Below are 24,373 nucleotides of genomic sequence, written 5' to 3' on the forward strand. Positions count from 1 at the left end.
TTTGCTTTAACGCCTCCGGTGCACCGCCCGGCTGGCTAGGCTGTGGCGATGACTCCTTTATCCCGCAGCGGGGACTGGTACCTCTTCGACTACGGCATGGTGGTTTCGACGGCTCCGTCCCCGGAGGATTGGCGGTTGCTGGAACAGGCAACCGGCCTACCGGACCTGGCAGCGGGTACGAGCCGGTACTGGGAACAGCGCGAAGAGTTCGACGCCGGCCGGCTGACCCCGGCGCAGTACTGGGGAGGCGTGCTGGGCCGGGCGGTGCAGCAGGAGACGGTGGACACCCTGGAGGCGTTGGATGCGGCGCAGTGGTCCCATCTGAACCCCCGCACCATGGAGGTGCTTCAGACGCTGCACGGCGAGGGTGCGGCCCTGGCCCTGCTCTCCAACATGCCGGACGGCATGTCACGGAGGTATTCGGTCGAATCGCCCTGAGTGCAGTATTTCTCGAAGCTGTATTTCAGCGGGCAGATGGGTCTGGTCAAGCCGGATCCGCGGATCTTTGACCGCGTCGTTGCCGATCTGGGGGCGGCACCCGAGGGCATCGTCTTCATTGACGACAACCCGCAGAACATTTCGACCGCGCGGGATATGGGATTTCAAACGGTGCTCCACACCAGCGGAACAGACCTCCGCGCGGAACTTGCCGCGCTCCGCCGGTAAGCCGCAGCCCCGGGACGAATTCCGCGGCGCCGTATCCGTTAGGGAACCAGCAGCACCTTTCCCGTGGTCTTCCGGCCTTCCAGATCAGTGTGCGCCCGTGACGCCTCGGCCAGCGGATAGGTCTGCCCGATCCGCACGTCCAGTTTTCCGGCCAGCACCGCGTCAAACAGTTCACGTACCCGCCACTGGCGTTCCTCCGGCGTGAGCAGGTGGTGCGCGATGGTAGGCCGGGTGAGGAACAGGGATCCGGAGGAATTCAGCCGCTGGATATCGAACGGCGGCACCTGGCCGGAGGCGGCGCCGAAGAGCACCAGCATGCCCCGGATGCGCAGGCTGGCCAGCGAGCCGTCGAAGGTCGCCCGGCCCACGCCGTCGTACACCACATCCACGCCCCGGCCGTCCGTGAGGGCACGCACCTGCCCGGCGAAGCCGTCGTAGCGCAGCACATGGTCGGCACCGGCACCGCGCGCCAGGAGTTCCTTTTCCTCGGTGGAGACTGTGGTGATCACGGTCGCGCCCTTGGCCTTGAGAAGTTGGATCAGCAGTAGTCCGACGCCGCCCGCTCCGGCATGCACCAGCACCGTCTGCCCCTCCTGCACCGCAAAGGTGGAGTTGCACAGGTAATGCGCAGTGATGCCCTGGAGCAGCAGCGCCGCGGCGGTGTCATCCCGGATGCCGGCCGGCACCGGCAGCGCCACCTCGGCGTCCAGCAGCATGTACTCGGCATAGGCACCACCGCCCTCCGCGGTGGCCACCCGGTCGCCTTCCCGGAAGCCTGACTCGAGTCCGGCAGCCACGACAGTTCCGGCGGCCTCGGAGCCGGGTGTGAAGGGATATGACATGGGGTAAACCCCGGCGCGCTGATAGGTGTCGATGAAGTTCACGCCCACGGCAGCGACTCGAACCAGCACCTGCCGCGGTCCGGGCTCCGGCAGTGCGACGTCTTCATAACGCAGGATTTCCGGTCCGCCCGGTTGCGGGACGACAATTGCTTTGTGCATGGCATGGCCTCTTTTACTGGCTGGTACGTGCTGGGCTGTTCCCGCTGTTCGATGTGCTGCCCATCATACTGTTTGCATAAATATTGGTGACACTGCATAAATGTGCTGTAGGGTGAAGGCATGACGATTTCCGTAGCGGTCTCCGGTGCCAGCGGCTATGCCGGCGGCGAAGTGCTGCGCCTGCTGGCCGGCCATCCGGAGGTGGCCATCGGCGCCATCACCGCCCACAGCAACGCCGGCAGCCGGCTGGGGGAGCTGCAGCCGCACCTGCATTCCCTGGCCGACCGGGTGCTGGAGGAAACCACCGTCGAGACCCTGTCCGGACACGACGTCGTCTTCCTCGCCCTGCCGCACGGGGCCAGCGCGGCCATCGCGGCGCAGCTGGATCCGGACACCCTGGTGATCGACGCCGGTGCCGACCACCGGCTCGAGGATCCGCTGGCGTGGGAAAAGTTCTACGGTTCCCCGCATGCCGGCACCTGGCCCTACGGCCTGCCCGAACTGCCGGGCCACCGCAGCCGGCTCAAGGGCGCCCGCCGCATCGCGGTCCCCGGCTGCTACCCCACAAGCTCCCTGCTCGCCCTGGCTCCCGGCTTCGCCGCCGGGCTGCTGGAACCGGACGACGTCGTCATCGTTTCGGCCTCCGGCACCTCGGGTGCCGGCAAGGCCGCCAAGCCGCACCTGCTGGGCTCTGAGGTCCTGGGCGGCATGAGCCCATACGGAGTGGGCGGCAGCCACCGGCACACCCCCGAAATCGAACAGGGCCTGTCCGCGGCCGCCGGCGAGTCCGTCGCCGTGTCCTTCACGCCCACGCTCGCGCCGATGGCCCGCGGCATCCTGACCACGGCCACCGCCAAGGTCCGCCCCGGGATCGACGCCGGCGCCCTGCGCGCCGCGTGGGAACAGGCGTACGCCGGGGAACATTTTGTCCGTGTCCTGCCCGAAGGACAGTGGCCCGCCACCAAAATGGTGGTCGGCTCCAACTACGCCGTGATGCAGCTGGCCTACGACGCCCATGCTCGCCGGGTAATCGTCAGCTGCGTCATCGACAACCTCAACAAGGGAACCGCCGGCGGCGCCGTGCAGTCCATGAACATTGCCCTCGGCCTGGAAGAAACCGCGGGACTGACGCAGCAGGGGGTGGCACCGTAATGAGTGTCGAATCAACGATCGGCAGCACCACGGGTATCACCGCCCCGGCAGGCTTCCGCGCCGCCGGGGTGGCTGCGGGTCTGAAGGACTCCGGCGGCCGCGACGTCGCCCTGGTGGTCAACGACGGTCCGTCCAAGGCAGCAGCCGCCGTGTTCACCCGCAACCGGATCACCGCAGCCCCGGTGCTGTGGTCCCGGCAGGCGGTCTCCGATGGACGGGCCGACGCCGTGGTCCTTAACTCCGGCGGCGCGAATGCCTGCACCGGCCCGCAGGGATTCCAGAACACCCACGCCACCGCGGAAAAGACGGCCGGACTCCTGGGGCTGAGCGCCTCCGATGTCCTGGTCTGCTCCACCGGCCTGATCGGCGTCCAGCTGCCGATGGACAAGCTTCTCTCCGGCGTTGAAGCGGCGGCCGGCGCCTTGTCCGCCGACACGGGTGCCGACGCCGCGCATGCCATCATGACCACCGATACCGTGCCCAAGCAGGCTGTGTTCACGGGTACTGACGGTGCGGGCCGGACCTACCGGATCGGAGGAATGGCCAAGGGTGCGGGCATGCTTGCTCCCGGACTGGCCACGATGCTGGTGGTCCTGACCACCGACGCCGACCTTGCCGCCCCGGCCCTGGATACCGCCCTCCGGACTGCCACGGCCGTCACCTTCGACCGCACCGACTCGGACGGCTGCATGTCCACCAACGACACCGTGGTCTTGCTGGCTTCCGGCGCCTCGGGTGCGGCACCGGATGCCGGCGCCTTCAGCAGCGGACTCACGGAGGTCTGCTTCTCCCTGGCTCAGCAGCTGATCACCGACGCCGAGGGTGCCAGCCACGACATCGCCGTCACCACGGTCAACGCCGCCACCGTGGCCGACGCCGAGGCGGCATCGCGCGCCGTCGCCCGCTCCAACCTCTTCAAGACCGCCATCTTCGGCAACGATCCCAACTGGGGCCGGGTGCTGTCCGCCGTCGGCACCACCGATGCAGCGTTCGAACCGGACCGGATCGACGTCACCATCAACGGAGTGCAGGTCTGCCGGAACGGCGGGATCGGCGATCCCCGGGAGGGCGTCGACCTGTCCCCGCGGGCGGTCAGCGTCGAAATCGACCTGCATGCCGGGACCGAAAGCGCCACCATCTGGACGAACGATCTCACCACGGATTACGTCCACGAGAACTCTGCGTACAGCAGCTGACCGGGGGATAGGCATGATCACACCAGCAGCGGCCGGAGAACGGCTGCGCGCACAGGACAAAGCGGCAACGCTGGTCGAGGCGCTGCCCTGGATCCAGCGCTTCGCCGGCACCACCATGGTCATCAAGTACGGCGGCAACGCCATGGTCAATGACGAGCTCCGGAAGGCCTTTGCGGAGGACATTGTGTTCCTCCACCATGCAGGGGTACACCCGGTGGTCGTCCACGGTGGAGGCCCCCAAATCAGCGCGCTGCTTGACCGGCTCGGGATCGCCTCCGAATTCCGCGGCGGCCTGCGGGTCACCACTCCCGAAGCCATGGATGCCGTACGCATGGTCCTGACCGGCCAGGTGGGCCGAGAGCTCGTCGGACTGCTCAACGCGCATGGTCCCTACGCCGTCGGACTCTCCGGTGAGGACGGAGGCCTGCTGGAGGCGGTCCGCACCGGCGCCGTAGTGGACGGCGTGGAAGTGGACCTCGGCCTGGTCGGGGAAGTCGTGGGGGTCAACCCCGGGGCCATCCAGGACATCATTGCCGCCGGACGGATCCCGGTGATCAGTACGGTGGCGCCGGAGATCAACGCCGACGGCGGCACCACCGGACAGGTGCTTAACGTCAATGCGGACACGGCTGCCTCCGCGCTGGCGGTAGCGCTGGGCGCCTCGCGCCTGGTGGTGCTCACCGATGTAGAGGGCCTCTACGGCGACTGGCCGGATAAGTCCTCGCTGATCTCCTCCCTGACCACGGGAGAGCTGAGGGCCATGCTGCCGGACCTCGAAGCCGGAATGATCCCCAAAATGAACGCCTGCCTGGCTGCTGTGGACGGCGGGGTGGACCGTGCCGCCGTGGTGGACGGACGGATGGCCCACTCCATGCTCCTGGAAATCTTCACCGAAGCCGGAATCGGTACCCAAGTAGTACCGGAGGACGGTCATGAGTAACCCCGAAAGCCAGCTGCCGCAGCCCGGCACCGCAGCTGCGGACGGCCAGGGCGAATGGCTGGAGCGCTACGATTCCTCCCTGATGGGCGTCTTCGGCGCTCCGCAGCGCGTACTCGTGCGCGGCAGCGGCTGCTATGTCCAGGACGCGGACGGAAAGCAGTACCTCGACCTCCTGGGCGGGATTGCCGTCAACGCCCTGGGCCATGCCCATCCCGCCCTCGTCGCCGCGGTGTCCGAGCAGCTCGGCACGCTCGGCCACATCTCCAACTTCTTCACCAGTCCTGCCCAGATACAGCTCGCCGAACGGCTGCTGGCGCTCGCAGGTGCCCCGCAGGGGTCCAAGGTCTTCTTCGCGAACTCGGGTACGGAAGCCAACGAGGCCGCCTTCAAGCTGGCCCGGCGCAATTCCGGTCCGGGCCGCACCCGGATCCTGGCCCTTGAGGGAGCCTTCCACGGCCGGACCATGGGAGCCCTGGCGCTCACAGCCAAGCCCGCCTACCGGGAACCGTTCGAGCCGTTGCCCGGCGGAGTGGAACACCTTCCGTTCGGCGACATCGACGCGCTGGTCGCCGCGGTGGACGAGACCGTGGCCGCCGTGTTCCTGGAGCCGATCCAGGGCGAGGCGGGCGTGCGGATGCTCCCCGCCGGCTACCTGCAGGCGGCCCGCGAGGCCACCCGTGCTGCCGGTGCGCTGCTCGTTATTGACGAGGTGCAGACGGGAATCGGCCGCACCGGAAAGTGGTTCGCGTCCGAAGGTGTGCTCCCGGATGCCATGACGCTGGCCAAGGGACTCGGCGGCGGATTCCCCGTCGGCGCACTGATCACCTTCGGCGGCGGGCCGTCCGGCCTGCTGGCCGCGGGAATGCACGGCACCACCTTCGGCGGCAATCCGGTGGCCGCCGCGGCGGCCCTGGCGACCCTGTCCGTTCTGGAGTCGCAGGATGTGCTGGCCAGCGTGCGTGCCACGGGCGAGTACCTGCGCCGGGAACTGGCCGCGATGGACTCCGTGGCCGAGGTCCGGGGGGAGGGCCTCCTCATCGGCATCGAGCTGCGCGACGACGTCGCTCCCGCCGCCGTCGCCGCCGCCCTGGAAGCCGGTTACATCATCAACAGCACCGGGCCGGCAACGCTGCGGCTCGCGCCTCCGCTGATCCTCACCGCAGAACAGGCCGGTACGTTCCTGGCGGCCCTGCCCGGTATCCTGCACTCGGTCCGGACATCGGCTTCCGGAACATCCCCCAGTGCGGCCACCCCCAGCACCACCCCCAGCACCACCCCCAGCACCGCCGGCACAACCACCGAAGGAAAACCATGACCCGTCATTTCCTGGTCGACACCGACCTCACCCAGGCGGAACAGGCCGAAGTCCTGGATCTGGCCGACGCCTTGAAGAAGGACCGCTACACGCACCAGCCGTATGCCGGTGAATCCACCGGCCGCAAAACCGTTGCCGTCATCTTCGACAAGACCTCCACCCGGACCCGGGTGTCCTTCGCCGCCGGCATCTCGGACCTGGGCGGCGTGCCGCTGATCATCGGTGCGGGGGAGTCCCAGCTCGGACACAAGGAGAGCGTCGCGGACACCACCAAGGTGCTCGAACGCATGGTTTCCACCATCGTCTGGCGGACCTACGCACAGTCCGGTCTGGAGGAGATGGCCGCCAACTCCTCGGTTCCGGTGATCAACGCACTGTCGGACGATTACCACCCCTGCCAGCTGCTTGCCGACCTGATGACCATCCGCGAACACAAGGGCAGGCTCGCCGGCCTCACCCTCGCCTACCTCGGCGACTGCGCCAACAACATGGCCAACTCCTACCTGCTTGCCGGTGTCACCGCCGGTATGCACGTCCGGGTGGCCGGTCCGCTGGGCTACCTGCCGGATCCGCGGATTGTCGACGCCGCCGCGGCCCGCGCCGACGAAACCGGCGGGTCCGTCACCATCACCACCGATGCCGTTGAAGCCCTGGCCGGCGCCGACGTCGTCGCCACCGACACCTGGGTATCCATGGGCCAGGAAGCAGAAAAGGCAGCCCGGCAGGAACTGTTCCGCAGCTACGCCGTGGACGCCGATGCCATGGCAGCAGCCGCGGAAGACGCCGTCGTGCTCCACTGCCTCCCCGCCTACCGCGGCTACGAAATTTCCGCCGACGTGCTTGACGGGCCGCAGTCCGTGGTCTGGGACGAGGCAGAGAACCGCCTGCACGCACAGAAGGCGCTGATGGTCTGGCTCATGGCGCAGTCAGGCATCACCGAGGCTCCGGAGGTGCGGTCATGACCATGCCGGCAACGAAGACCGCGCGCCAGGCGCGCATCCGCAGCCTCCTGACCGGTTTGTCCGTCCGGTCGCAGGCTGAACTTGCCGCCCTGCTGGCCGGCGACGGCGTGCAGGTCACGCAGGCGACGCTCTCCCGCGACCTGGTGGAACTCGGGGCCGTGCGTATGCGCGGCAAGGATGGGGCACTGGTCTACGCCGTCCCGTCTGAGGGCGGAGAGCGCGCGCCCAAATCGGGAGTAACCCAGGAAGTCCTCGATGCGCGGCTGGCCCGGCTGTGCGGCGAACTACTCGTCACGGCCGAGGCCTCCGCGAATATCGTGGTGCTGCGCACTCCGCCCGGAGCTGCGAACTTCCTGGCCCTCGCCATCGACCATTCGGTGCTTCCCTCAGTTCTGGGCACCATCGCCGGTGACGACACCGTGATGATGGTGACGCGGGACCCCGACGGCGGCCCCGACCTGGCCGCACGGTTCCTGCGGATCGCCGATGAGGCCAGCAACAACGGGTCCGCCCCCGAGAGCCGGATCCTGTAGCACCGGCCCACGCTGCAGCGAACCCGAACCAAAAACTTTCATCCTGAACCAACCAGCGGCCCGTACGGGCCGCAATCAATGCAAGAGGAGCAAAATCCGTGAGCGAACGTATTGTTCTGGCCTATTCCGGTGGCCTGGATACGTCAGTAGCCATTGGCTGGATTGCCGAGGCAACCGGCGCTGAAGTCATCGCCGTGGCTGTTGACGTAGGGCAGGGCGGCGAGTCCCTGGAGACCGTGCGCCAGCGGGCCCTGGACTGCGGCGCCGTGGAAGCCTATGTGGCAGATGCCCGCGAGGAATTCGCCACCGAGTACTGCATGCCGGCGCTGAAGGCCAACGCCCTCTACATGGATGCCTACCCGCTGGTTTCGGCGCTCTCGCGTCCCGTGATCGTGAAGCACCTGGTGGCTGCCGCCCGCCAGTTCGGCGCCACGACCGTCTCCCACGGCTGCACCGGCAAGGGCAATGACCAGGTGCGCTTCGAGGTCGGTATCCAGACCCTGGGCCCGGACCTGAAGTGCATTGCACCGGTCCGCGACCTTGCCCTGACCCGCGACAAGGCCATCGCCTTTGCCGAGGAGAAGAACCTGCCGATCGTCACCACCAAGAAGAACCCGTTCTCCATTGACGCCAATGTTTGGGGACGTGCCGTGGAGACCGGCTTCCTCGAAGACATCTGGAACGGCCCCACCCCGGACGTGTACGAGTACACCTCCGATCCGGCGTCGGCTTCCGCCCCGGATGAAGTCGTCATCACGTTCAAGGAAGGCGTCCCGGTCGCGATTGACGGCAAGCCCGTCACCCCGCTGCAGGCCATCGAGGAAATGAACCGCCGCGCCGGCGCCCAGGGCATCGGCCGGATCGACATTGTCGAAGACCGCCTCGTGGGCATCAAGAGCCGCGAAATCTACGAAGCCCCCGGTGCCATGGCACTGATGGCTGCGCACCGCGAACTGGAAAATGTCACGGTGGAGCGCGAGCAGGCCCGGTTCAAGAAGACGGTCGGCCAGCGCTGGACCGAGCTGGTCTACGACGGCCAGTGGTTCTCCCCGCTGAAGCAGTCCCTTGACGCGTTCATTGGGGACACCCAGAAGTACGTCTCCGGCGACATCCGGATGACCCTCGACTCCGGACGCCCCGTGGTCACCGGCCGCCGCTCCGAGTCGTCGCTGTACGACTTCAACCTGGCCACCTACGACACCGGTGACAGCTTCGACCAGTCCATGGCCCGCGGCTTCATCGAGCTGTTCGGGATGTCCTCCAAGGTGGCCTCCGGCCGCGACCAGCGCCTAGCAGAAGGTAAGTAAGCAGATGACAGACGGCACGTCGCCAGGCGAAGCAGCGGGAACCGGGACCCCCGGGCCCACCGTCCAGGGTGCCCTGTGGGGCGGCCGGTTCGCCGGCGGTCCCGCAGACGCCCTTGCGGCGCTGAGCAAATCCACCCACTTCGACTGGCGGCTTGCCGGCTATGACATCGCCGGCTCCCGCGCCCACGCCCGGGTGCTGCACAAGGCCGGCCTGCTCGACGACGGCGAGTTGGAGGGCATGCTCGCGGCCCTGGACCGGCTCGACGCCGACGTAAAGTCCGGCGCCTACGTTCCGGCCGAGTCCGACGAGGACGTCCACGGGTCCCTGGAACGCGGCCTGATCGAACGGGCCGGCCCGCAGCTGGGCGGCAAGCTCCGTGCCGGCCGGTCCCGCAACGACCAGATCGCAACACTGGGCCGGATGTACCTGCGCGACCACGCCCGGATCATCGGCGCCGGCGTTGTGTCCGTTATCGATGCCCTGGTGGGCCAGGCGCAGGCGAACCTCGGGGTGGCCATGCCCGGACGCACCCACCTGCAGCATGCGCAGCCCATCCTGCTCAGCCACCACCTGCTGGCCCACGCCTGGTCCCTGCTGCGCGATGTGCAGCGGCTGGCGGACTGGGACAAGCGGGCGGCAGTCTCTCCGTACGGTTCCGGCGCCCTGGCGGGTTCCTCGCTGGGACTGGATCCGAACGCGGTGGCTGCCGAGCTGGGCTTCGACTCCGCGGTCTGGAACTCCCTGGACGGGACGGCCGCACGAGATGTCTACGCGGAGTTCTCCTGGGTGGCCGCCATGATCGGCGTCGACCTTTCCCGCGTCAGCGAAGACATCATCCTGTGGGCCACCAAGGAATTCTCCTTCGTCACGCTCGATGACGCGTACTCCACCGGGTCCTCGATCATGCCGCAGAAGAAGAATCCCGATGTTGCCGAACTTGCCCGCGGCAAGGCCGGACGTCTGATCGGCGACCTTGCCGGGCTGCTGGCCACCCTGAAGGGCCTTCCGCTGGCGTACAACCGGGACCTGCAGGAAGACAAGGAACCGGTCTTCGACGCTGCCGACACCCTCGAAATCCTGCTCCCGGCAGTGTCCGGAATGATCGCGACCCTGAAGTTCAACACAGAGCGGATGCAGTCCCTGGCACCGCAGGGCTTTGCGCTGGCCACCGACATTGCCGAGTGGCTGGTCCGCCAGGGTGTGCCGTTCCGTGAGGCGCACGAACTCTCCGGGTCCGCCGTCCAGCTGGCCGAGGGCCGCGGCGTCGAACTGTGGGACCTGACCGACGACGACTATGCCGGCATTTCACCGCACCTGACGCCGGATGTGCGCTCCGTACTCAGTACCGAGGGGTCGCTGGACAGCCGCAGTTCCCAGGGCGGCACCGCCCGGTCCGCTGTGGAGCTGCAGTTGGCGGAGCTGACCCGGCAGATCGGCGAGGTCCGCGGCTACGTCGGCTGATTCCGCCGACACTGCGGCGGACCTGGAACAGGACGGACCCCGGGGGGAGTTTCCCCGGGGTCCGTTCCCGTACCGCGGGCGACGGTTAGGCTGGGCGCCATGAATGATTCCTTCCGGGCCCGGCTGCGTGCCCTGCCGGACTTTCCCGAGGACCTGCCGTCCTTCGATCCGGCTGCGGCGCCGGGGGACCCCGTGGAGTTGTTCCGCCTCTGGCTGGAGGGTGCGCTGGCCGCCGGGGTGCGGCAGCCGCATGCGTTTTCCCTCGCAACCGCGGACGCCGGCGGGCGTGTTTCCTCCCGGATGCTCATTCTCAAGGACATCGACGACGACGGCGGCTGGCAGTTCGCCACCTCCCGCGCCTCGCGCAAAGGCGGGGAACTGGCGCAGAATCCAAACGCTGCGATGAACTTCTACTGGCCGGAACTGGGCCGCCAGATCCGGGTGGCCGGGGACGTTGTGCAGCTGTCCTCTGAAGCGTCGGCCGCCGACTGGGACGCCCGTCCGGCGTCGGACGGAAGCCCGAACCCGACATGGCAGCTGTATGCGCTGAAGCCGCGGGAGATCGAATTCTGGCAGGCCCGGGCGGACCGGCATCACATCCGGCATCAGATGGCGTTCTAAGACACCTGCCCCTCCCGGCGTCGCACCCGTCGAAGCTACCCTTGAAACGACCCCAGGAGGACACGCCATGACCGAGTCCAGCCCCGCCAAAACCCCCGTCCCCACCGGGCGGATCGAGCGCCGACCAGACGGCTACACCTTGGCCTTTGAGCGCCGGCTTGATTTTCCCGCAGCCCACATCTGGGACGTTCTGACCAACACGGACAAGGTCGCCCATTGGCTCGGCATGGTCACTCCCGGCTGGCAGCTCGGCAAGGAATACCGGCTGGACATGGGGAACGCCGCGGTGACCGGAACCGTGCTGCAGATGAGCCCGGGACTCAGCCTGCAGTTCAGCTGGGAAGACCCGCTGGGGGACGAATCGGTCCTTGACTGGCAGGTGCTGGAAACCTCCGACGGCGCCCTGCTGCAGTTCCGTACGCACGAGACCAGCGCGGATTTCCTCACGGAAGGAGCCGCAGGCTGGCAGGGAATCCTGGAAGCCTTTGACGACGTGGCCGCCGGCCGGGAACCCGACCGCGCGTCCGTGGACCAATGGCAGGCACTCCGCGACGCCTACGCGGAGCAATTCGACGTTTCGCCAACCATGGGACACGTGGATACTGCCGGGATCGTCATCGAGCGCTGGTACAACGCACCCGTCGATGAAGTCCGCAGCGCACTGGACCGTACGGCAGCGGAGTTGGGGGTCGGCGGGGAAGCCTCCGTCGACATTGCCGACGACGGCGGGCGGGTGCGCGTCGTCGTCCGGCAACCGGTGACCGGCGGGAACGGTGAACCGGACGAGGCATCCGGCGTGCTCGCCGCCTGGCACCAGGCCCTGGATGCTGCCGGAGACCACCTCGCAGGCGATCCCTGGCACCCCAGTTCCCGCAGGTTGGCCGCACTGAAGGAGTTTTACGGCAGTTCCGCAGCGGACGCCTGAACGGGCAGCCGGGCCCACCCTGAAAAACCGCCCCGGGTCTTCTTGCTAACGTCGGAGTATGGCTTTTTCGAATGACCGGCACCGTCTGGCCGTGCCTGCCACGGAGGCGGCCCGCCACCTGCTGGGCGCAGTGCTGACCCACGACGTCGACGGCGAACGGGTGGGCGTACGCATCACCGAGGTGGAGGCCTACATGGGCGACGCCGATCCGGGCTCCCATGCCTTCCGCGGCCAGACCGCCCGCAACGCGACAATGTTCGGTCCCGCCGGGCACCTGTACGTGTACTTCACCTACGGCATGCACTACTGCGCAAACGTGGTCTGCGGAGCCGAAGGGGAAGCCACCGGACTGCTGCTGCGTGCGGGCGAGATCGTTGAGGGAGCCGACATCGCCGCAGTGCGCCGCGGAAACCCCCGCACGGCATTGGACCTCGCCCGTGGCCCGGCCCGGCTGGCGCAGGCGCTGGGGATCGCCCGGCCGCTGGACGGCGCGGACCTGTTCGCGCAGCCGCTGCATCTTGCCCTGCCCGCCGAGCCCGTCAGTGCGGACCGGATCTCCACCGGACCACGCGTAGGCGTCAGCGGCCCCGGAGGAACGGACGACTACCCCTGGCGGTACTGGCTGACGGGGGATCCCACCGTGTCCAAATACCGGCCCGCGAAGACGCGCCCCCGGCCCGCGGCGGGAGCTACCGTCCTGCAGCCGTCGAAGGCAGCGCGGGCAAGCGCACATTAAAACCAAACGCACATTAAACGCAGAACGGCGTTCAGGGAAACCCTGAACGCCGTCCGTGAAGCTTTCAAGCCGTGAAGATAAAAGCTAAAAGCTAGGAGCGCGGAAGCGGAGCCTGCGCGGAAATAAGCTTCTTTTCCAGCAGTTCGTCCCAGAACGCCCCCGGAATCTCGGCCTTCATGGCCGCGACATCCTCTGCCACGCGTCCGGGCCGGCTTGAGCCCGGGATGACTGCAGCGACAGCGGGGTGGGCAGCGGAGAACTGCAGGGCAGCAGCCTTCAGGCTCACGTCGTGCCGCCCGGCTACCGAGCCCAGCTCGGCGATACGTGCCTTGACCTCCGGGGGAATCTCGGCGTAATCGAACTTGTCGCCGCCCAGCAGGGCACCGGAGTTGAAGGGTCCACCGACAATAATGCCAACGCCCAGCTCCTGCGCCTTGGGCATCATGCGCTGCAGGGCACGCTCGTGCTGCAGCAGCGTGTACTGGGTGGCGGAGAGGCTCATGGTAGGAGCAGCCTCGTCCATGTCCATGGCCAGCTCGATTGGTTCGGTGGTGTTAACGCCGAGGCCCCAGCCGTTGATGACGCCCTCGTCCTGGAGCCGGGCGAGAACCCGGAACGCGCCGGTCCTGGCCTCGTTGAACTTGGCTACCCACTCATCGCCGAGGAAGTCCCGGGACGTGTCATGGATGAAGACAAAGTCCAGACGGTCCGTCTTCAGCCGCTTCAGGCTCTCCTCGATCGACCGCAGGGTCGCATCCGTGGTGTAGTCCGTGGCGATCTTGTTCGAACGCCCGTGGGTGAAGAGGCCGGGGCTCTTCTCCTCTTCCTCGTCCAGGATCAGCCGTCCCACTTTGGTGCTGAGCACATACTCGTCGCGGTTGTGCTGGGAGAGGACTTCGCCCAGGCGGGATTCCGCAAGACCGGCTCCGTAGAAGGGCGCGGTGTCGAAGTAGCGGATGCCTTCGTTCCAGGCGGCTTCAACTGTTGCCAGCGCCTCGTCCTGGGGAATGTCACGGAACATGTTTCCCAGCGGAGCCGTGCCGAATCCGATTTTGTTCTTGAGCACTTCGTGCAGGTTAGCCATGTGTTGAAATCCTTGACTGTTGGTGCGGCAAAATTCCGGGCTCTTTCGAAGCAGCCCGCCAATTGGCAACCTCCGCACTTTGTCCTTTATTCCGGTACGCCGGGGCGAGACAAGTGCCACAGCGCCCCGGCGGGCCGTGGGAGGCCAGCCCCTGAGCGGGTAAGGTGGACGGGTGAAAGATGCCCCGGCAGAACCGGTTAACCACGAGTCCATTGAACAAACCATCGATCGCCTGGGCGCAGTCATTCCCGATTACCCCCAGCCCGGAATTGTCTTCCGGGACCTGACCCCGGTCTTTGCGGACGGCCCGGCCCTCCGTGGCGTCGTGGATGCCCTCATCGCCCCGTTCGAGGGCCAGTTCGATTTCGTGGCAGGCGTCGAAGCCCGTGGCTTCCTCCTGGCCGCAGCCGCTGCCTACGCCTCCGGCAAGGGTGTCATCACGGTCCGCAAGCCCGGCAAGCTGCCGCGTGAGGTCTTCTCCGAGAGCTACTCCCTGGAATACGGCGAGGGCGCCTTGGAACTGCACCGCGACGATATGCCCGTGGGCTCCCGCGTCCTGATCCTCGACGACGTCCTGGCCACGGGCGGAACCCTCGGTGCGGCTGCCCGCCTGATCCGCAAGGCAGGCGCGGAAGTGGCCGGATTCGGCGTCGTGCTGGAGCTGGGCGATCTCGGTGGACGGGACCGCCTCGGCGAGACTCCCGTCACCGCGCTGGTCCGTTACTAGGCACCGGCGGGCCTGCCCCGCGGTGCCGGCCCACGACACGCGTTCCTCGCAGGCAGCAGCTGAGAGAGAAACCGCATACATTAGTGACCTGCAAAAGTGCAAATGCACTGTAAGATTGACGCTCTGCCTTTGCGAGAGGGAACGCGAACATGCCTGAAACACCTTCGGCTTCCAACGAGCTGGAACACGAGCGTCAGTACGTCGCCGGTCTGTACTCACGCCTCGATGAGCTGCGTGAGGAAAAGCGGGAGCAGCTGGCCGCGATCCGGCGCAGCCAAGCCTCGGGTTCCCACCAGAACCGTTCCGAGCGGGATGCCTTCGCCACCATGTACGAGGACCGCCTCGCGCAGCTGAACGCCGTGGACGACCGGCTCGTTTTCGGCCGCCTGGACCTCGACGACGGCGAGGAACGCTACATCGGCCGCATCGGCCTGTCGACGGCGGAGCTGCAGCGCCTGATGGTCGACTGGCGCGCCCCCGAAGCCGGCACGTTCTACCAGGCCACCGCCTTTGAGCGCCAGGGCGTGCGGCGGCGCCGGCACCTGATCCTGAAGGGCCGCGACGTGCAGGCCATCGAGGACGATGTGCTGGACTACTCCATGCTCGAGGACGAGGCAGCGCTGCAGGGCGAAGGCGCGCTGCTCGCGGCACTGAACTCGAAGCGGACCGGACAGATGTCCGACATTGTCGGCACCATCCAGGCCGAACAGGACCGCATCATCCGGGCACCCCTTTCCGGCACCCTGGTGGTGCAGGGCGGTCCGGGCACGGGCAAAACCGCCGTGGCACTGCACCGCGCCGCCTACCTCCTCTATACCCACCGCGAACGGCTGAAGTCCGCCGGCGTGCTGCTGGTGGGACCCTCCAATGCCTTCATCCGGTACATCGAACGCGTGCTGCCGTCGCTGGGCGAGACCGGCGTCGTGATGTCCAGCCTCGGACAGCTGATGCCGGGCATCACCGCCACCCATGAAGAGGACCCCGCCACCGCCGAGGTGAAGGGCCGGCTGTACATGGCCGACGTCGTCGCCCGCGCGGTTGCCAACCGGCAGCGCCTGCCGCGCGAGCCGCGCAAGCTCAACGTCGAGGGCACCATCCTCACGCTGACGCCCAAGCAGGTGCAGCGCGCCCGGGACAAGGCCCGCGCCACCGGCAAGCCGCACAACGAGGCCCGCGTGACCTTCGTGAAGATCCTGCTGCGCGAGTTGACCGAGCAGATGACCGAGCAGCTCGAGGAATCCGCCGGCGCCGGCAACAGCACCGACCGCGCCTACCTCGCCGAGGACGTCCGCAGCGCCCGCGACGTGCGCGTGGCCCTGAACCTGTGCTGGATGCCGCTCACCCCCGAAAAGCTCATCACGGAACTGTTCAGCAAGCCCGGGCACCTGGAAGCGGCCGCACCGCAGCTGTCCGACGAGGAGCTGGACCTGCTGCGCCGCAGCCCCGACGCACCCTGGACCGAATCCGACGTGCCGCTGCTGGACGAAGCCGCCGAACTCCTCGGCGAACTGGACGCCTCCGCAGGCCGGGAAACCGCCCTCCGTGAGGAACAGCGCAAGCGTGACCTTGCCAACGCCGAAAGTGCCATTGCGAACACTGAGGGATTCCTCGAGGACTCCGGCGCCCACGGCATCCTGTCCGCCGAGGACCTGGCGGACCACAACGCGGTGGGGGAGCAGCGGCTGACCGCCGCCGACCGTGCCGCCGTCGACCGGACCTGGGCCTTCGGGCACATCGTGGTCGACGAGGCGCAGGAGCTTTCCGCCATGCAGTGGCGGCTGCTGATGCGCCGCTGCCCGCTGAAGTCCTTCACCGTGGTCGGCGACATTGCCCAGACCAGCTCGGCGGCCGGGGCAACGTCCTGGCAGGCCGCACTGGATCCCTTCGTGGGGGAGCGGTGGACGCTGGAGGAACTGACAGTGAATTACCGCACCCCGGCACAGATTGCCGAGGCAGCTGTGCGGATGGCCAACGCGGCCGGACTCGTGGTTTCCGCTCCGAAGGCGGTCCGCGAGGGCCGCTGGGCGCCGTTCCTCGATGAGGTTGCCGAGGGCGGGCTCATCCAGCGTCTGCTGGACACCCTGCCCGAGGATCTGGAAGCGCTCGACGGCGGCCTCCTGGCCGTTATCGCCGAAGACCACCGCCTTCCCGACGTCCGCCGGGCGCTGACCCAGGCCTACGGTGCGCGCGTGGGATCCGGTGCAGGCGGCCTGGAGCAGGACATCGTCGTGACGTCTCCGCGGGAGGCAAAGGGCCTGGAGTTCGACGGCGTCGTCATCCTGGAACCGTCCGAACTGCTGACCGCGGCCGCCGGCAAGGTCGGCGACCTGTATGTGGCCATGACCCGCCCCACCCAGCGGCTGCGTCTGATCGCAGCCAACGGGATCCCGGCAGGTATTCCCGAAGACTGATAATTTAGAAGGCGTGTCAGACAATATCGAGAACCCCGAGGGCCTCGGCGCCCAGCAGAACGATTCCTCCTTCGCCAACATCTGGCAGGAGCTCAAGTGGCGGGGCCTGATCCAGGTCTCCACCGATGAGGCGGAGCTGGAAAAGCTCCTCGCCGGGGAGCCGATCACGTATTACTGCGGCTTCGACCCGACGGCGCCGAGCCTTCACCTGGGCAACCTGGTCCAGCTCCTGACCATGCGCCGGCTGCAGCTGGCCGGCCACCGGCCGCTGGCGCTCGTGGGCGGTTCCACCGGGTTGGTCGGTGACCCGCGTCCGACGGCGGAACGCACCATGAACACCAAGGAAACCGTCGGCGAGTGGGTCGGCTACCTGCAGGGACAGGTGCAGCGTTTCCTCAGCTTCGAGGGCAGCAATGCCGCACGCATGGTGAACAACCTGGACTGGACCGCTCCGATGAGCGCCATCGACTTCCTGCGGGACATCGGCAAGCACTTCCGGGTGGGCACGATGATCAAGAAGGAGATTGTCTCCTCCCGGCTGAACTCCGACGAAGGCATCAGCTACGCCGAGTTCAGCTACCAGGTCCTGCAGGGCATGGACTACCTGGAACTCTTCCGCAACTACAACTGCGTGCTTGAAACAGGCGGTTCGGACCAGTGGGGCAACCTGACCAGCGGCACCGAACTGGTGCGCAAGGTCGAGGGTAAGACAGTCCACGCGCTGGGCACGCCGCTGATCACCAACAGCGACGGCACCAAGTTCGGCAAGAGCGAAGGCAACGCGGTCTGGCTCGACGGCACCATGACCAGCCCGTACGCCATGTACCAGTTCTGGCTCAATACGTCCGACGCGGACGTGGTGAACCGGCTGAAGGTCTTTACCTTTATGAGCCGGGCACGGATCGAGGAACTGGCCCGCGCTGTTGCAGAAGCACCGCACCGGCGTGAGGCCCAGCGTGCATTGGCGTACGACGTGACGTCGCTGATCCACGGGACCGAAGCAACCGACAAGGCCATTGCCGCTTCGGCTGCACTGTTTGGCCAGGGTGAGGTCCGGGACCTGGATGAGGGCACCTTGAAAGCGGCCACTGCGGAGCTGCCGGCCGTCACCGTGTCGCGGGAATCCCTGGGGATTATCGACCTGCTGGTTGCTTCCGGCCTTTCCGGCAGCAAGTCGGAGGCACGCCGCACGGTCGCCGACGGCGGTGCCTACGTCAACAACGTCAAGGTCGCCGACGCCGACGCCGTGCTGGGCGGGGAGGACCTGCTGCACGGCAAGTACCTGCTGCTGCGCCGCGGCAAGCGGAACCTTGCAACCGTCGAGGTCTCCGCCGTATAGTTTTAATGCTTCCTTCGGGAGGCATATGAGGGGCTGAAGGCCGGCCCCGGAGGCTGTGCGGCGGATCACCCCGATCCGGTTTGCAAGGACCGGAACCGGTGTGTAAAGTTGCATGAGTCGCCGCGGCCGGGACGCTGGAAAAGCGCCCGAGCATGGCGGCCAAACCCCATCACAAAACAGAGTCCAACCAGTGCGCCCTTCACGGGGACGGTGGAAAAGACTCCGGTGAGTGCTGGGTCCGGAACGGCGGAAACGCTTTTCACGGTGGTCCGGATCACGGATACCGCGAATTGCGGAAAACGCCGGAATGGAATAAGATATATAAACATTGCAGCGAAGAAGAAAAGGAAAACATTTGTTTTCCCGAGTATTTTCGGATTGCGTCTGTTGTTTGAGAACTCAATAGTGTGCCAAGTTTATTGATACCAATTTATTTATATTGATTGGTTGAACAGGCCGTTTCCGCCCACCCCGTGGGTATGGGACGGTTTTTTTAGCCGGTTTCGAATTTAGTGCAGGACGGACGACCAATTTTCCTTGGTCCCCGGACTGTGTCTGTAACACATTTACGGAGAGTTTGATCCTGGCTCAGGATGAACGCTGGCGGCGTGCTTAACACATGCAAGTCGAACGATGACTTCTGTGCTTGCACAGAATGATTAGTGGCGAACGGGTGAGTAACACGTGAGTAACCTGCCCCTGACTTCGGGATAAGCCTGGGAAACCGGGTCTAATACCGGATACAACGGACCACCGCATGGCGGTCCGTGGAAAGCTTTATGCGGTTTTGGATGGACTCGCGGCCTATCAGCTTGTTGGTTGGGGTAATGGCCCACCAAGGCGACGACGGGTAGCCGGCCTGAGAGGGTGACCGGCCACACTGGGACTGAGACACGGCCCAGACTCCTACGGGAGGCAGCAGTGGGGAATATTGCACAATGGGCGGAAGCCTGATGCAGCGACGCCGCGTGAGGGACGAATGCCTTCGGGTTGTAAACCTCTTTCAGCAGGGAAGAAGCGAAAGTGACGGTACCTGCAGAAGAAGCGCCGGCTAACTACGTGCCAGCAGCCGCGGTAATACGTAGGGCGCAAGCGTTATCCGGAATTATTGGGCGTAAAGAGCTCGTAGGCGGTTTGTCGCGTCTGCTGTGAAAGCCCGGGGCTCAACCCCGGGTCTGCAGTGGGTACGGGCAGACTAGAGTGATGTAGGGGAGACTGGAATTCCTGGTGTAGCGGTGAAATGCGCAGATATCAGGAGGAACACCGATGGCGAAGGCAGGTCTCTGGGCATTAACTGACGCTGAGGAGCGAAAGCATGGGGAGCGAACAGGATTAGATACCCTGGTAGTCCATGCCGTAAACGTTGGGCACTAGGTGTGGGGGACATTCCACGTTTTCCGCGCCGTAGCTAACGCATTAAGTGCCCCGCCTGGGGAGTACGGCCGCAAGGCTAAAACTCAAAGGAATTGACGGGGGCCCGCACAAGCGGCGGAGCATGCGGATTAATTCGATGCAACGCGAAGAACCTTACCAAGGCTTGACATGAACCGGAAAGGCCTGGAAACAGGTCCCCCACTTGTGGCCGGTTTACAGGTGGTGCATGGTTGTCGTCAGCTCGTGTCGTGAGATGTTGGGTTAAGTCCCGCAACGAGCGCAACCCTCGTTCTATGTTGCCAGCGCGTTATGGCGGGGACTCATAGGAGACTGCCGGGGTCAACTCGGAGGAAGGTGGGGACGACGTCAAATCATCATGCCCCTTATGTCTTGGGCTTCACGCATGCTACAATGGCCGGTACAAAGGGTTGCGATACTGTGAGGTGGAGCTAATCCCAAAAAGCCGGTCTCAGTTCGGATTGAGGTCTGCAACTCGACCTCATGAAGTTGGAGTCGCTAGTAATCGCAGATCAGCAACGCTGCGGTGAATACGTTCCCGGGCCTTGTACACACCGCCCGTCAAGTCACGAAAGTTGGTAACACCCGAAGCCGGTGGCCTAACCCCTTGGGGAGGGAGCCGTCGAAGGTGGGACCGGCGATTGGGACTAAGTCGTAACAAGGTAGCCGTACCGGAAGGTGCGGCTGGATCACCTCCTTTCTAAGGAGCACCTCAGGGTGGCATTGCCTTCCACAGTGTGGGTGGTGTGCCCTGCAGGAGATGCCCATATCGGAGACATATGTTCTCCGGTGGGTGCTCAAGGGTGGAATATCAATGGATAGGCGCCGGCATGCCGGTTTCAGAGGCCAGTACGTTCCCTTCGGGGTTCCTGGAAAACCTCCTGTTACCGTGTGGGTCCGGTTCGTCGTTTGGCACACTGTTGGGTCCTGAAGCAACAGGCACCCGTTGTTCCTTCCCCTTTCGGGGCGGGGGTTCGCGGGTAACTGGTTTGTTTCTGTTTGTTCCTGCGCAGGCCGGAACCGTATCACTGACACCCTTTGCGGGGTTGTCCGGTGCGGGGATGGGTGTGACGGGGTTGTTGTTTGAGAACTACATAGTGGACGCGAGCATCTTAAAATATTAAGTGCAATTTCAGAAAAACCTGGTAGATCCGGGTGCCCGTCAGGGTGCCTGGTGAGACCGTGGTTTTCTCGATAGCGATAATAAATTGATCTTAGTGGTCAAGTTTTTAAGGGCACACGGTGGATGCCTTGGCATCAGGAGCCGAAGAAGGACGTAGGAATCTGCGATAAGCCTGGGGGAGTTGATAACCGAACTTTGATCCCAGGATGTCCGAATGGGGAAACCCCGCCCGGCGCGCGAGTGACCGGGTGACCCGCATCTGAACACATAGGGTGCGTGGAGGGAACGTGGGGAAGTGAAACATCTCAGTACCCACAGGAAGAGAAAACAACAGTGATTCCGTTAGTAGTGGCGAGCGAACGCGGAAGAGGCTAAACCAGTGGTGTGTGATAGCCGGCGGGCGTTGCATCACTGGGGTTGCGGGACTTTCCGTACCGATTCTGCCGGATCGGTGAAGTGAGTGCAGGTGCATAGGTGAACTGGTTTGAAAGCCAGGCCGTAGAGGGTGTTAGCCCCGTAACCGGAATGTATGCTGCCGCTTGGAGAGGATCCCAAGTAGCACGGGGCCCGAGAAATCCCGTGCGAATCTGCCAGGACCACCTGGTAAGCCTAAATACTCCCTGATGACCGATAGCGGACAAGTACCGTGAGGGAAAGGTGAAAAGTACCCCGGGAGGGGAGTGAAATAGTACCTGAAACCGTGTGCCTACAAACCGTTGGAGCAGCCTTGTAGCTGTGACAGCGTGCCTTTTGAAGAATGAGCCTGCGAGTTAGTGTTACGTCGCGAGGTTAACCCGTGAGGGGAAGCCGTAGCGAAAGCGAGTCTGAATAGGGCGATGCAGTGGCGTGATCTAGACCCGAAGCGGAGTGATCTACCCATGGCCAGGTTGAAGCGACGGTAAGACGTCGTGGAGGACCGAACCCACTTCAGTTGAAAATGGAGGGGATGAGCTGTGGGTAGGGGTGAAAGGCCAATCAAACTCCGTGATAGCTGGTTCTCCCCGAAATGCATTTAGGTGCAGCGTTGCGTGTTTCTTACCGGAGGTAGAGCTACTGGATGGCTAATGGGCCCTACAAGGTTACTGACGTCAGCCAAACTCCGAATGCCGGTAAGTGAGAGCGCAGCAGTGAGACTGTGGGGGATAAGCTTCATAGTCGAGAGGGAAACAGCCCAGACCACCAACTAAGGCCCCTAAGCGTGTGCTAAGTGGGAAAGGATGTGGAGTTGCCCAGACAACCAGGAGGTTGGCTTAGAAGCAGCCACCCTTGAAAGAGTGCGTAATAGCTCACTGGTCAAGTGATTCCGCGCCGACAATGTAGCGGGGCTCAAGTACACCGCCGAAGTTGTGGATTTCAGATATTAGATAAGCCTTCGTGGTTCAGTCGTCTGGAGTGGTAGGGGAGCGTCGTGTGGGCAGTGAAGCCGCGGTGGAAACCAGCGGTGGAGCCTACACGAGTGAGAATGCAGGCATGAGTAGCGAAAGACGGGTGAGAAACCCGTCCGCCGAATGATCAAGGGTTCCAGGGTCAAGCTAATCTGCCCTGGGTAAGTCGGGACCTAAGGCGAGGCCGACAGGCGTAGTCGATGGACAACGGGTTGATATTCCCGTACCGGCGAAGAACCGCCCATACCAAGCAGGGGACACTAACCGTCCGGAGCCTGCCCGATCACCCTTGTGGTGTGAGGGTTTTGGCCGAGCACGGGACCTGATCCTGGGAGGTAAGCGTATTAACAGGTGTGACGCAGGAAGGTAGCCGGGCCAGGCGATGGTAGACCTGGTCTAAGGACGTAGGGTCCGTGATAGGTAAATCCGTCACGGTGTCTTGGATGACGAACCTGAGATCCGACGGGACCCCCTCACGGGGGGATCCGGTGATCCTATGCTGCCTAGAAAAGCATCGGCGCGAGGTTCCAGCCGCCCGTACCCCAAACCGACACAGGTGATCAGGTAGAGAATACTAAGGCGATCGAGAGAATTATGGTTAAGGAACTCGGCAAAATGCCCCCGTAACTTCGGGAGAAGGGGGGCCCCAACCTTGATGGACACTTGCTGTCCGGAGGGGATCGGGGCCGCAGAGACCAGGGGGAAGCGACTGTTTACTAAAAACACAGGTCCGTGCGAAGTCGCAAGACGATGTATACGGACTGACTCCTGCCCGGTGCTGGAAGGTTAAGAGGACCGGTTAGCCCTTACGGGCGAAGCTGGGAATTTAAGCCCCAGTAAACGGCGGTGGTAACTATAACCATCCTAAGGTAGCGAAATTCCTTGTCGGGTAAGTTCCGACCTGCACGAATGGAGTAACGACTTCCCCGCTGTCTCAACCATAAACTCGGCGAAATTGCAGTACGAGTAAAGATGCTCGTTACGCGCAGCAGGACGGAAAGACCCCGAGACCTTTACTATAGTTTGGTATTGGTGTTCGGTGTGGCTTGTGTAGGATAGGTGGGAGACTGTGAGACCCGGACGCCAGTTCGGGTGGAGTCATCGTTGAAATACCACTCTGGTCATACTGGATATCTAACTTCGGCCCGTAATCCGGGTCAGGGACAGTGCCTGATGGGTAGTTTAACTGGGGCGGTTGCCTCCTAAAGAGTAACGGAGGCGCCCAAAGGTTCCCTCAGCCTGGTTGGCAATCAGGTGTCGAGTGTAAGTGCACAAGGGAGCTTGACTGTGAGAGAGACATCTCGAGCAGGGACGAAAGTCGGGACTAGTGATCCGGCGGTACATTGTGGAATGGCCGTCGCTCAACGGATAAAAGGTACCTCGGGGATAACAGGCTGATCTTGCCCAAGAGTCCATATCGACGGCATGGTTTGGCACCTCGATGTCGGCTCGTCGCATCCTGGGGCTGGAGTAGGTCCCAAGGGTTGGGCTGTTCGCCCATTAAAGCGGTACGCGAGCTGGGTTTAGAACGTCGTGAGACAGTTCGGTCCCTATCCGCTGCGCGCGCAGGAAATTTGAGAAGGGCTGTCCTTAGTACGAGAGGACCGGGACGGACGAACCTCTGGTGTGTCAGTTGTACTGCCAAGTGCACCGCTGATTAGCTACGTTCGGATGGGATAACCGCTGAAAGCATCTAAGCGGGAAGCCCGCTTCGAGATGAGATTTCCATACACCTTGTGTGTGAGAGGCCCCCAGCCAGACCACTGGGTTGATAGGCCGGATGTGGAAGCGGGGACTAAAGACCCGTGAAGCTGACCGGTACTAATAGGCCGATAACTTACACCACAACAACACCTGGACGGACACGACTTCAAACGGTCCGTCAAAGTATAAAGGGTGTTGAAGATCATGCTGCTTGCGTCCACTATGTGGTTCCCGGACAACAACCCGTGTTGTTGCCGTAGGAACCGAACCCACTCCCTTGTCCGGGGGGTTGGTTCACCTTTTTTACCGCACTGCCGGCACCCTTGCAGCGTCTTTTTGGCGTGATAGGGGTTCCGGGACGTGCTGTAACCATGGTTTTCCCCACCCCGCTT

At 64.5% G+C, this 24,373-nt stretch carries 18 protein-coding genes and 2 rRNA genes; 18 read left to right on the top strand and 2 right to left on the bottom strand.

What is annotated here, in order from left to right:
- The first annotated feature begins 48 nt into the window (after window positions 1–48).
- The gene (locus tag QNO10_RS05095; protein WP_229950169.1) at window positions 49–438 is read left to right on the top strand and encodes an HAD family hydrolase; all 390 of its coding nucleotides are present in this window, start codon (window positions 49–51) and stop codon (window positions 436–438) included.
- The gene (locus QNO10_RS05100; protein ID WP_229950170.1) at window positions 439–666 is read left to right on the top strand and encodes an HAD-IA family hydrolase; all 228 of its coding nucleotides are present in this window, start codon (window positions 439–441) and stop codon (window positions 664–666) included.
- A gap of 38 nt (window positions 667–704) precedes the next feature.
- On the opposite strand, the gene QNO10_RS05105 is transcribed toward QNO10_RS05100, so the two are convergent.
- The gene (locus tag QNO10_RS05105) at window positions 705–1,667 is read right to left on the bottom strand and encodes a quinone oxidoreductase family protein (RefSeq protein WP_229950172.1); all 963 of its coding nucleotides are present in this window, start codon (window positions 1,665–1,667) and stop codon (window positions 705–707) included.
- 120 nt (window positions 1,668–1,787) lie between these two features.
- On the opposite strand from QNO10_RS05105, the gene argC reads away from it, so the two are divergent.
- From argC to QNO10_RS05160, 11 genes are all read left to right on the top strand, one after another.
- Complete coding sequence (argC, locus tag QNO10_RS05110) at window positions 1,788–2,819, top strand: N-acetyl-gamma-glutamyl-phosphate reductase (RefSeq protein WP_229950175.1); 1,032 nt, start codon at window positions 1,788–1,790, stop codon at window positions 2,817–2,819.
- Window positions 2,819–4,015, top strand: coding sequence for a bifunctional glutamate N-acetyltransferase/amino-acid acetyltransferase ArgJ (argJ, locus tag QNO10_RS05115; RefSeq protein WP_229950177.1), 1,197 nt, complete (start codon window positions 2,819–2,821; stop codon window positions 4,013–4,015). The genes argC and argJ overlap by 1 nt, the downstream gene beginning before the upstream one ends.
- Before the next feature lie 13 nt (window positions 4,016–4,028).
- Complete coding sequence (gene argB / locus QNO10_RS05120) at window positions 4,029–4,955, top strand: acetylglutamate kinase (RefSeq protein WP_229950179.1); 927 nt, start codon at window positions 4,029–4,031, stop codon at window positions 4,953–4,955.
- Entirely contained in the window at window positions 4,948–6,270 is a 1,323-nt protein-coding gene (locus QNO10_RS05125) for an acetylornithine transaminase (RefSeq protein WP_229950181.1), read from the top strand. Before argB ends, QNO10_RS05125 begins: the two co-directional genes overlap by 8 nt.
- Window positions 6,267–7,232, top strand: coding sequence for an ornithine carbamoyltransferase (gene argF / locus QNO10_RS05130; protein WP_229950185.1), 966 nt, complete (start codon window positions 6,267–6,269; stop codon window positions 7,230–7,232). The genes QNO10_RS05125 and argF overlap by 4 nt, the downstream gene beginning before the upstream one ends.
- Complete coding sequence (locus QNO10_RS05135; protein WP_229950188.1) at window positions 7,229–7,765, top strand: arginine repressor; 537 nt, start codon at window positions 7,229–7,231, stop codon at window positions 7,763–7,765. Before argF ends, QNO10_RS05135 begins: the two co-directional genes overlap by 4 nt.
- Window positions 7,766–7,863: 98 nt before the next feature.
- Complete coding sequence (locus QNO10_RS05140) at window positions 7,864–9,072, top strand: argininosuccinate synthase (RefSeq protein WP_229950191.1); 1,209 nt, start codon at window positions 7,864–7,866, stop codon at window positions 9,070–9,072.
- Window positions 9,073–9,076: 4 nt separating this feature from the next.
- The gene (gene argH / locus QNO10_RS05145) at window positions 9,077–10,534 is read left to right on the top strand and encodes an argininosuccinate lyase (RefSeq protein ID WP_229950193.1); all 1,458 of its coding nucleotides are present in this window, start codon (window positions 9,077–9,079) and stop codon (window positions 10,532–10,534) included.
- A 99-nt stretch (window positions 10,535–10,633) separates the two neighbouring features.
- Window positions 10,634–11,155, top strand: coding sequence for a pyridoxine/pyridoxamine 5'-phosphate oxidase (locus QNO10_RS05150; RefSeq protein WP_229950195.1), 522 nt, complete (start codon window positions 10,634–10,636; stop codon window positions 11,153–11,155).
- A 67-nt stretch (window positions 11,156–11,222) separates the two neighbouring features.
- Entirely contained in the window at window positions 11,223–12,080 is an 858-nt protein-coding gene (locus tag QNO10_RS05155; RefSeq protein WP_229950198.1) for an SRPBCC domain-containing protein, read from the top strand.
- A gap of 58 nt (window positions 12,081–12,138) precedes the next feature.
- A complete protein-coding gene (locus QNO10_RS05160; RefSeq protein WP_229950200.1) occupies window positions 12,139–12,816 on the top strand; it encodes a DNA-3-methyladenine glycosylase in 678 nt (225 codons plus the stop codon).
- Between the two features lie 91 nt (window positions 12,817–12,907).
- Here the strand turns inward: QNO10_RS05160 and QNO10_RS05165 are convergent, their stop codons facing one another.
- A complete protein-coding gene (locus QNO10_RS05165; RefSeq protein WP_229950203.1) occupies window positions 12,908–13,900 on the bottom strand; it encodes an aldo/keto reductase in 993 nt (330 codons plus the stop codon).
- A gap of 172 nt (window positions 13,901–14,072) precedes the next feature.
- Between QNO10_RS05165 and QNO10_RS05170 the strand changes: the two genes are divergently transcribed.
- The 5 genes from QNO10_RS05170 to QNO10_RS05190 all read left to right on the top strand — a co-directional run bounded on the left by QNO10_RS05170 (window position 14,073) and on the right by QNO10_RS05190 (window position 24,123).
- Entirely contained in the window at window positions 14,073–14,627 is a 555-nt protein-coding gene (locus tag QNO10_RS05170; RefSeq protein ID WP_229950204.1) for an adenine phosphoribosyltransferase, read from the top strand.
- Between the two features lie 149 nt (window positions 14,628–14,776).
- Window positions 14,777–17,038 (top strand): HelD family protein, encoded by a 2,262-nt coding sequence (locus tag QNO10_RS05175; protein ID WP_229950207.1) that lies wholly within the window; start codon window positions 14,777–14,779, stop codon window positions 17,036–17,038.
- 13 nt (window positions 17,039–17,051) lie between these two features.
- Window positions 17,052–18,377 carry a tyrosine--tRNA ligase gene (gene tyrS / locus QNO10_RS05180; protein ID WP_283995898.1) on the top strand — a complete coding sequence of 442 codons (1,326 nt, stop codon included), beginning with the start codon at window positions 17,052–17,054 and terminating at the stop codon, window positions 18,375–18,377.
- Between the two features lie 565 nt (window positions 18,378–18,942).
- A 16S ribosomal RNA gene (locus QNO10_RS05185) occupies window positions 18,943–20,469 on the top strand.
- A 519-nt stretch (window positions 20,470–20,988) separates the two neighbouring features.
- Window positions 20,989–24,123 (top strand): 23S ribosomal RNA (locus tag QNO10_RS05190).
- The 16S and 23S rRNA genes sit together here, the layout of an rRNA operon.
- Window positions 24,124–24,373: the final 250 nt, after the last annotated feature.

Source organism: Arthrobacter sp. zg-Y919 (assembly GCF_030142045.1).
Taxonomy (GTDB): Bacteria; Actinomycetota; Actinomycetes; order Actinomycetales; family Micrococcaceae; genus Arthrobacter_B.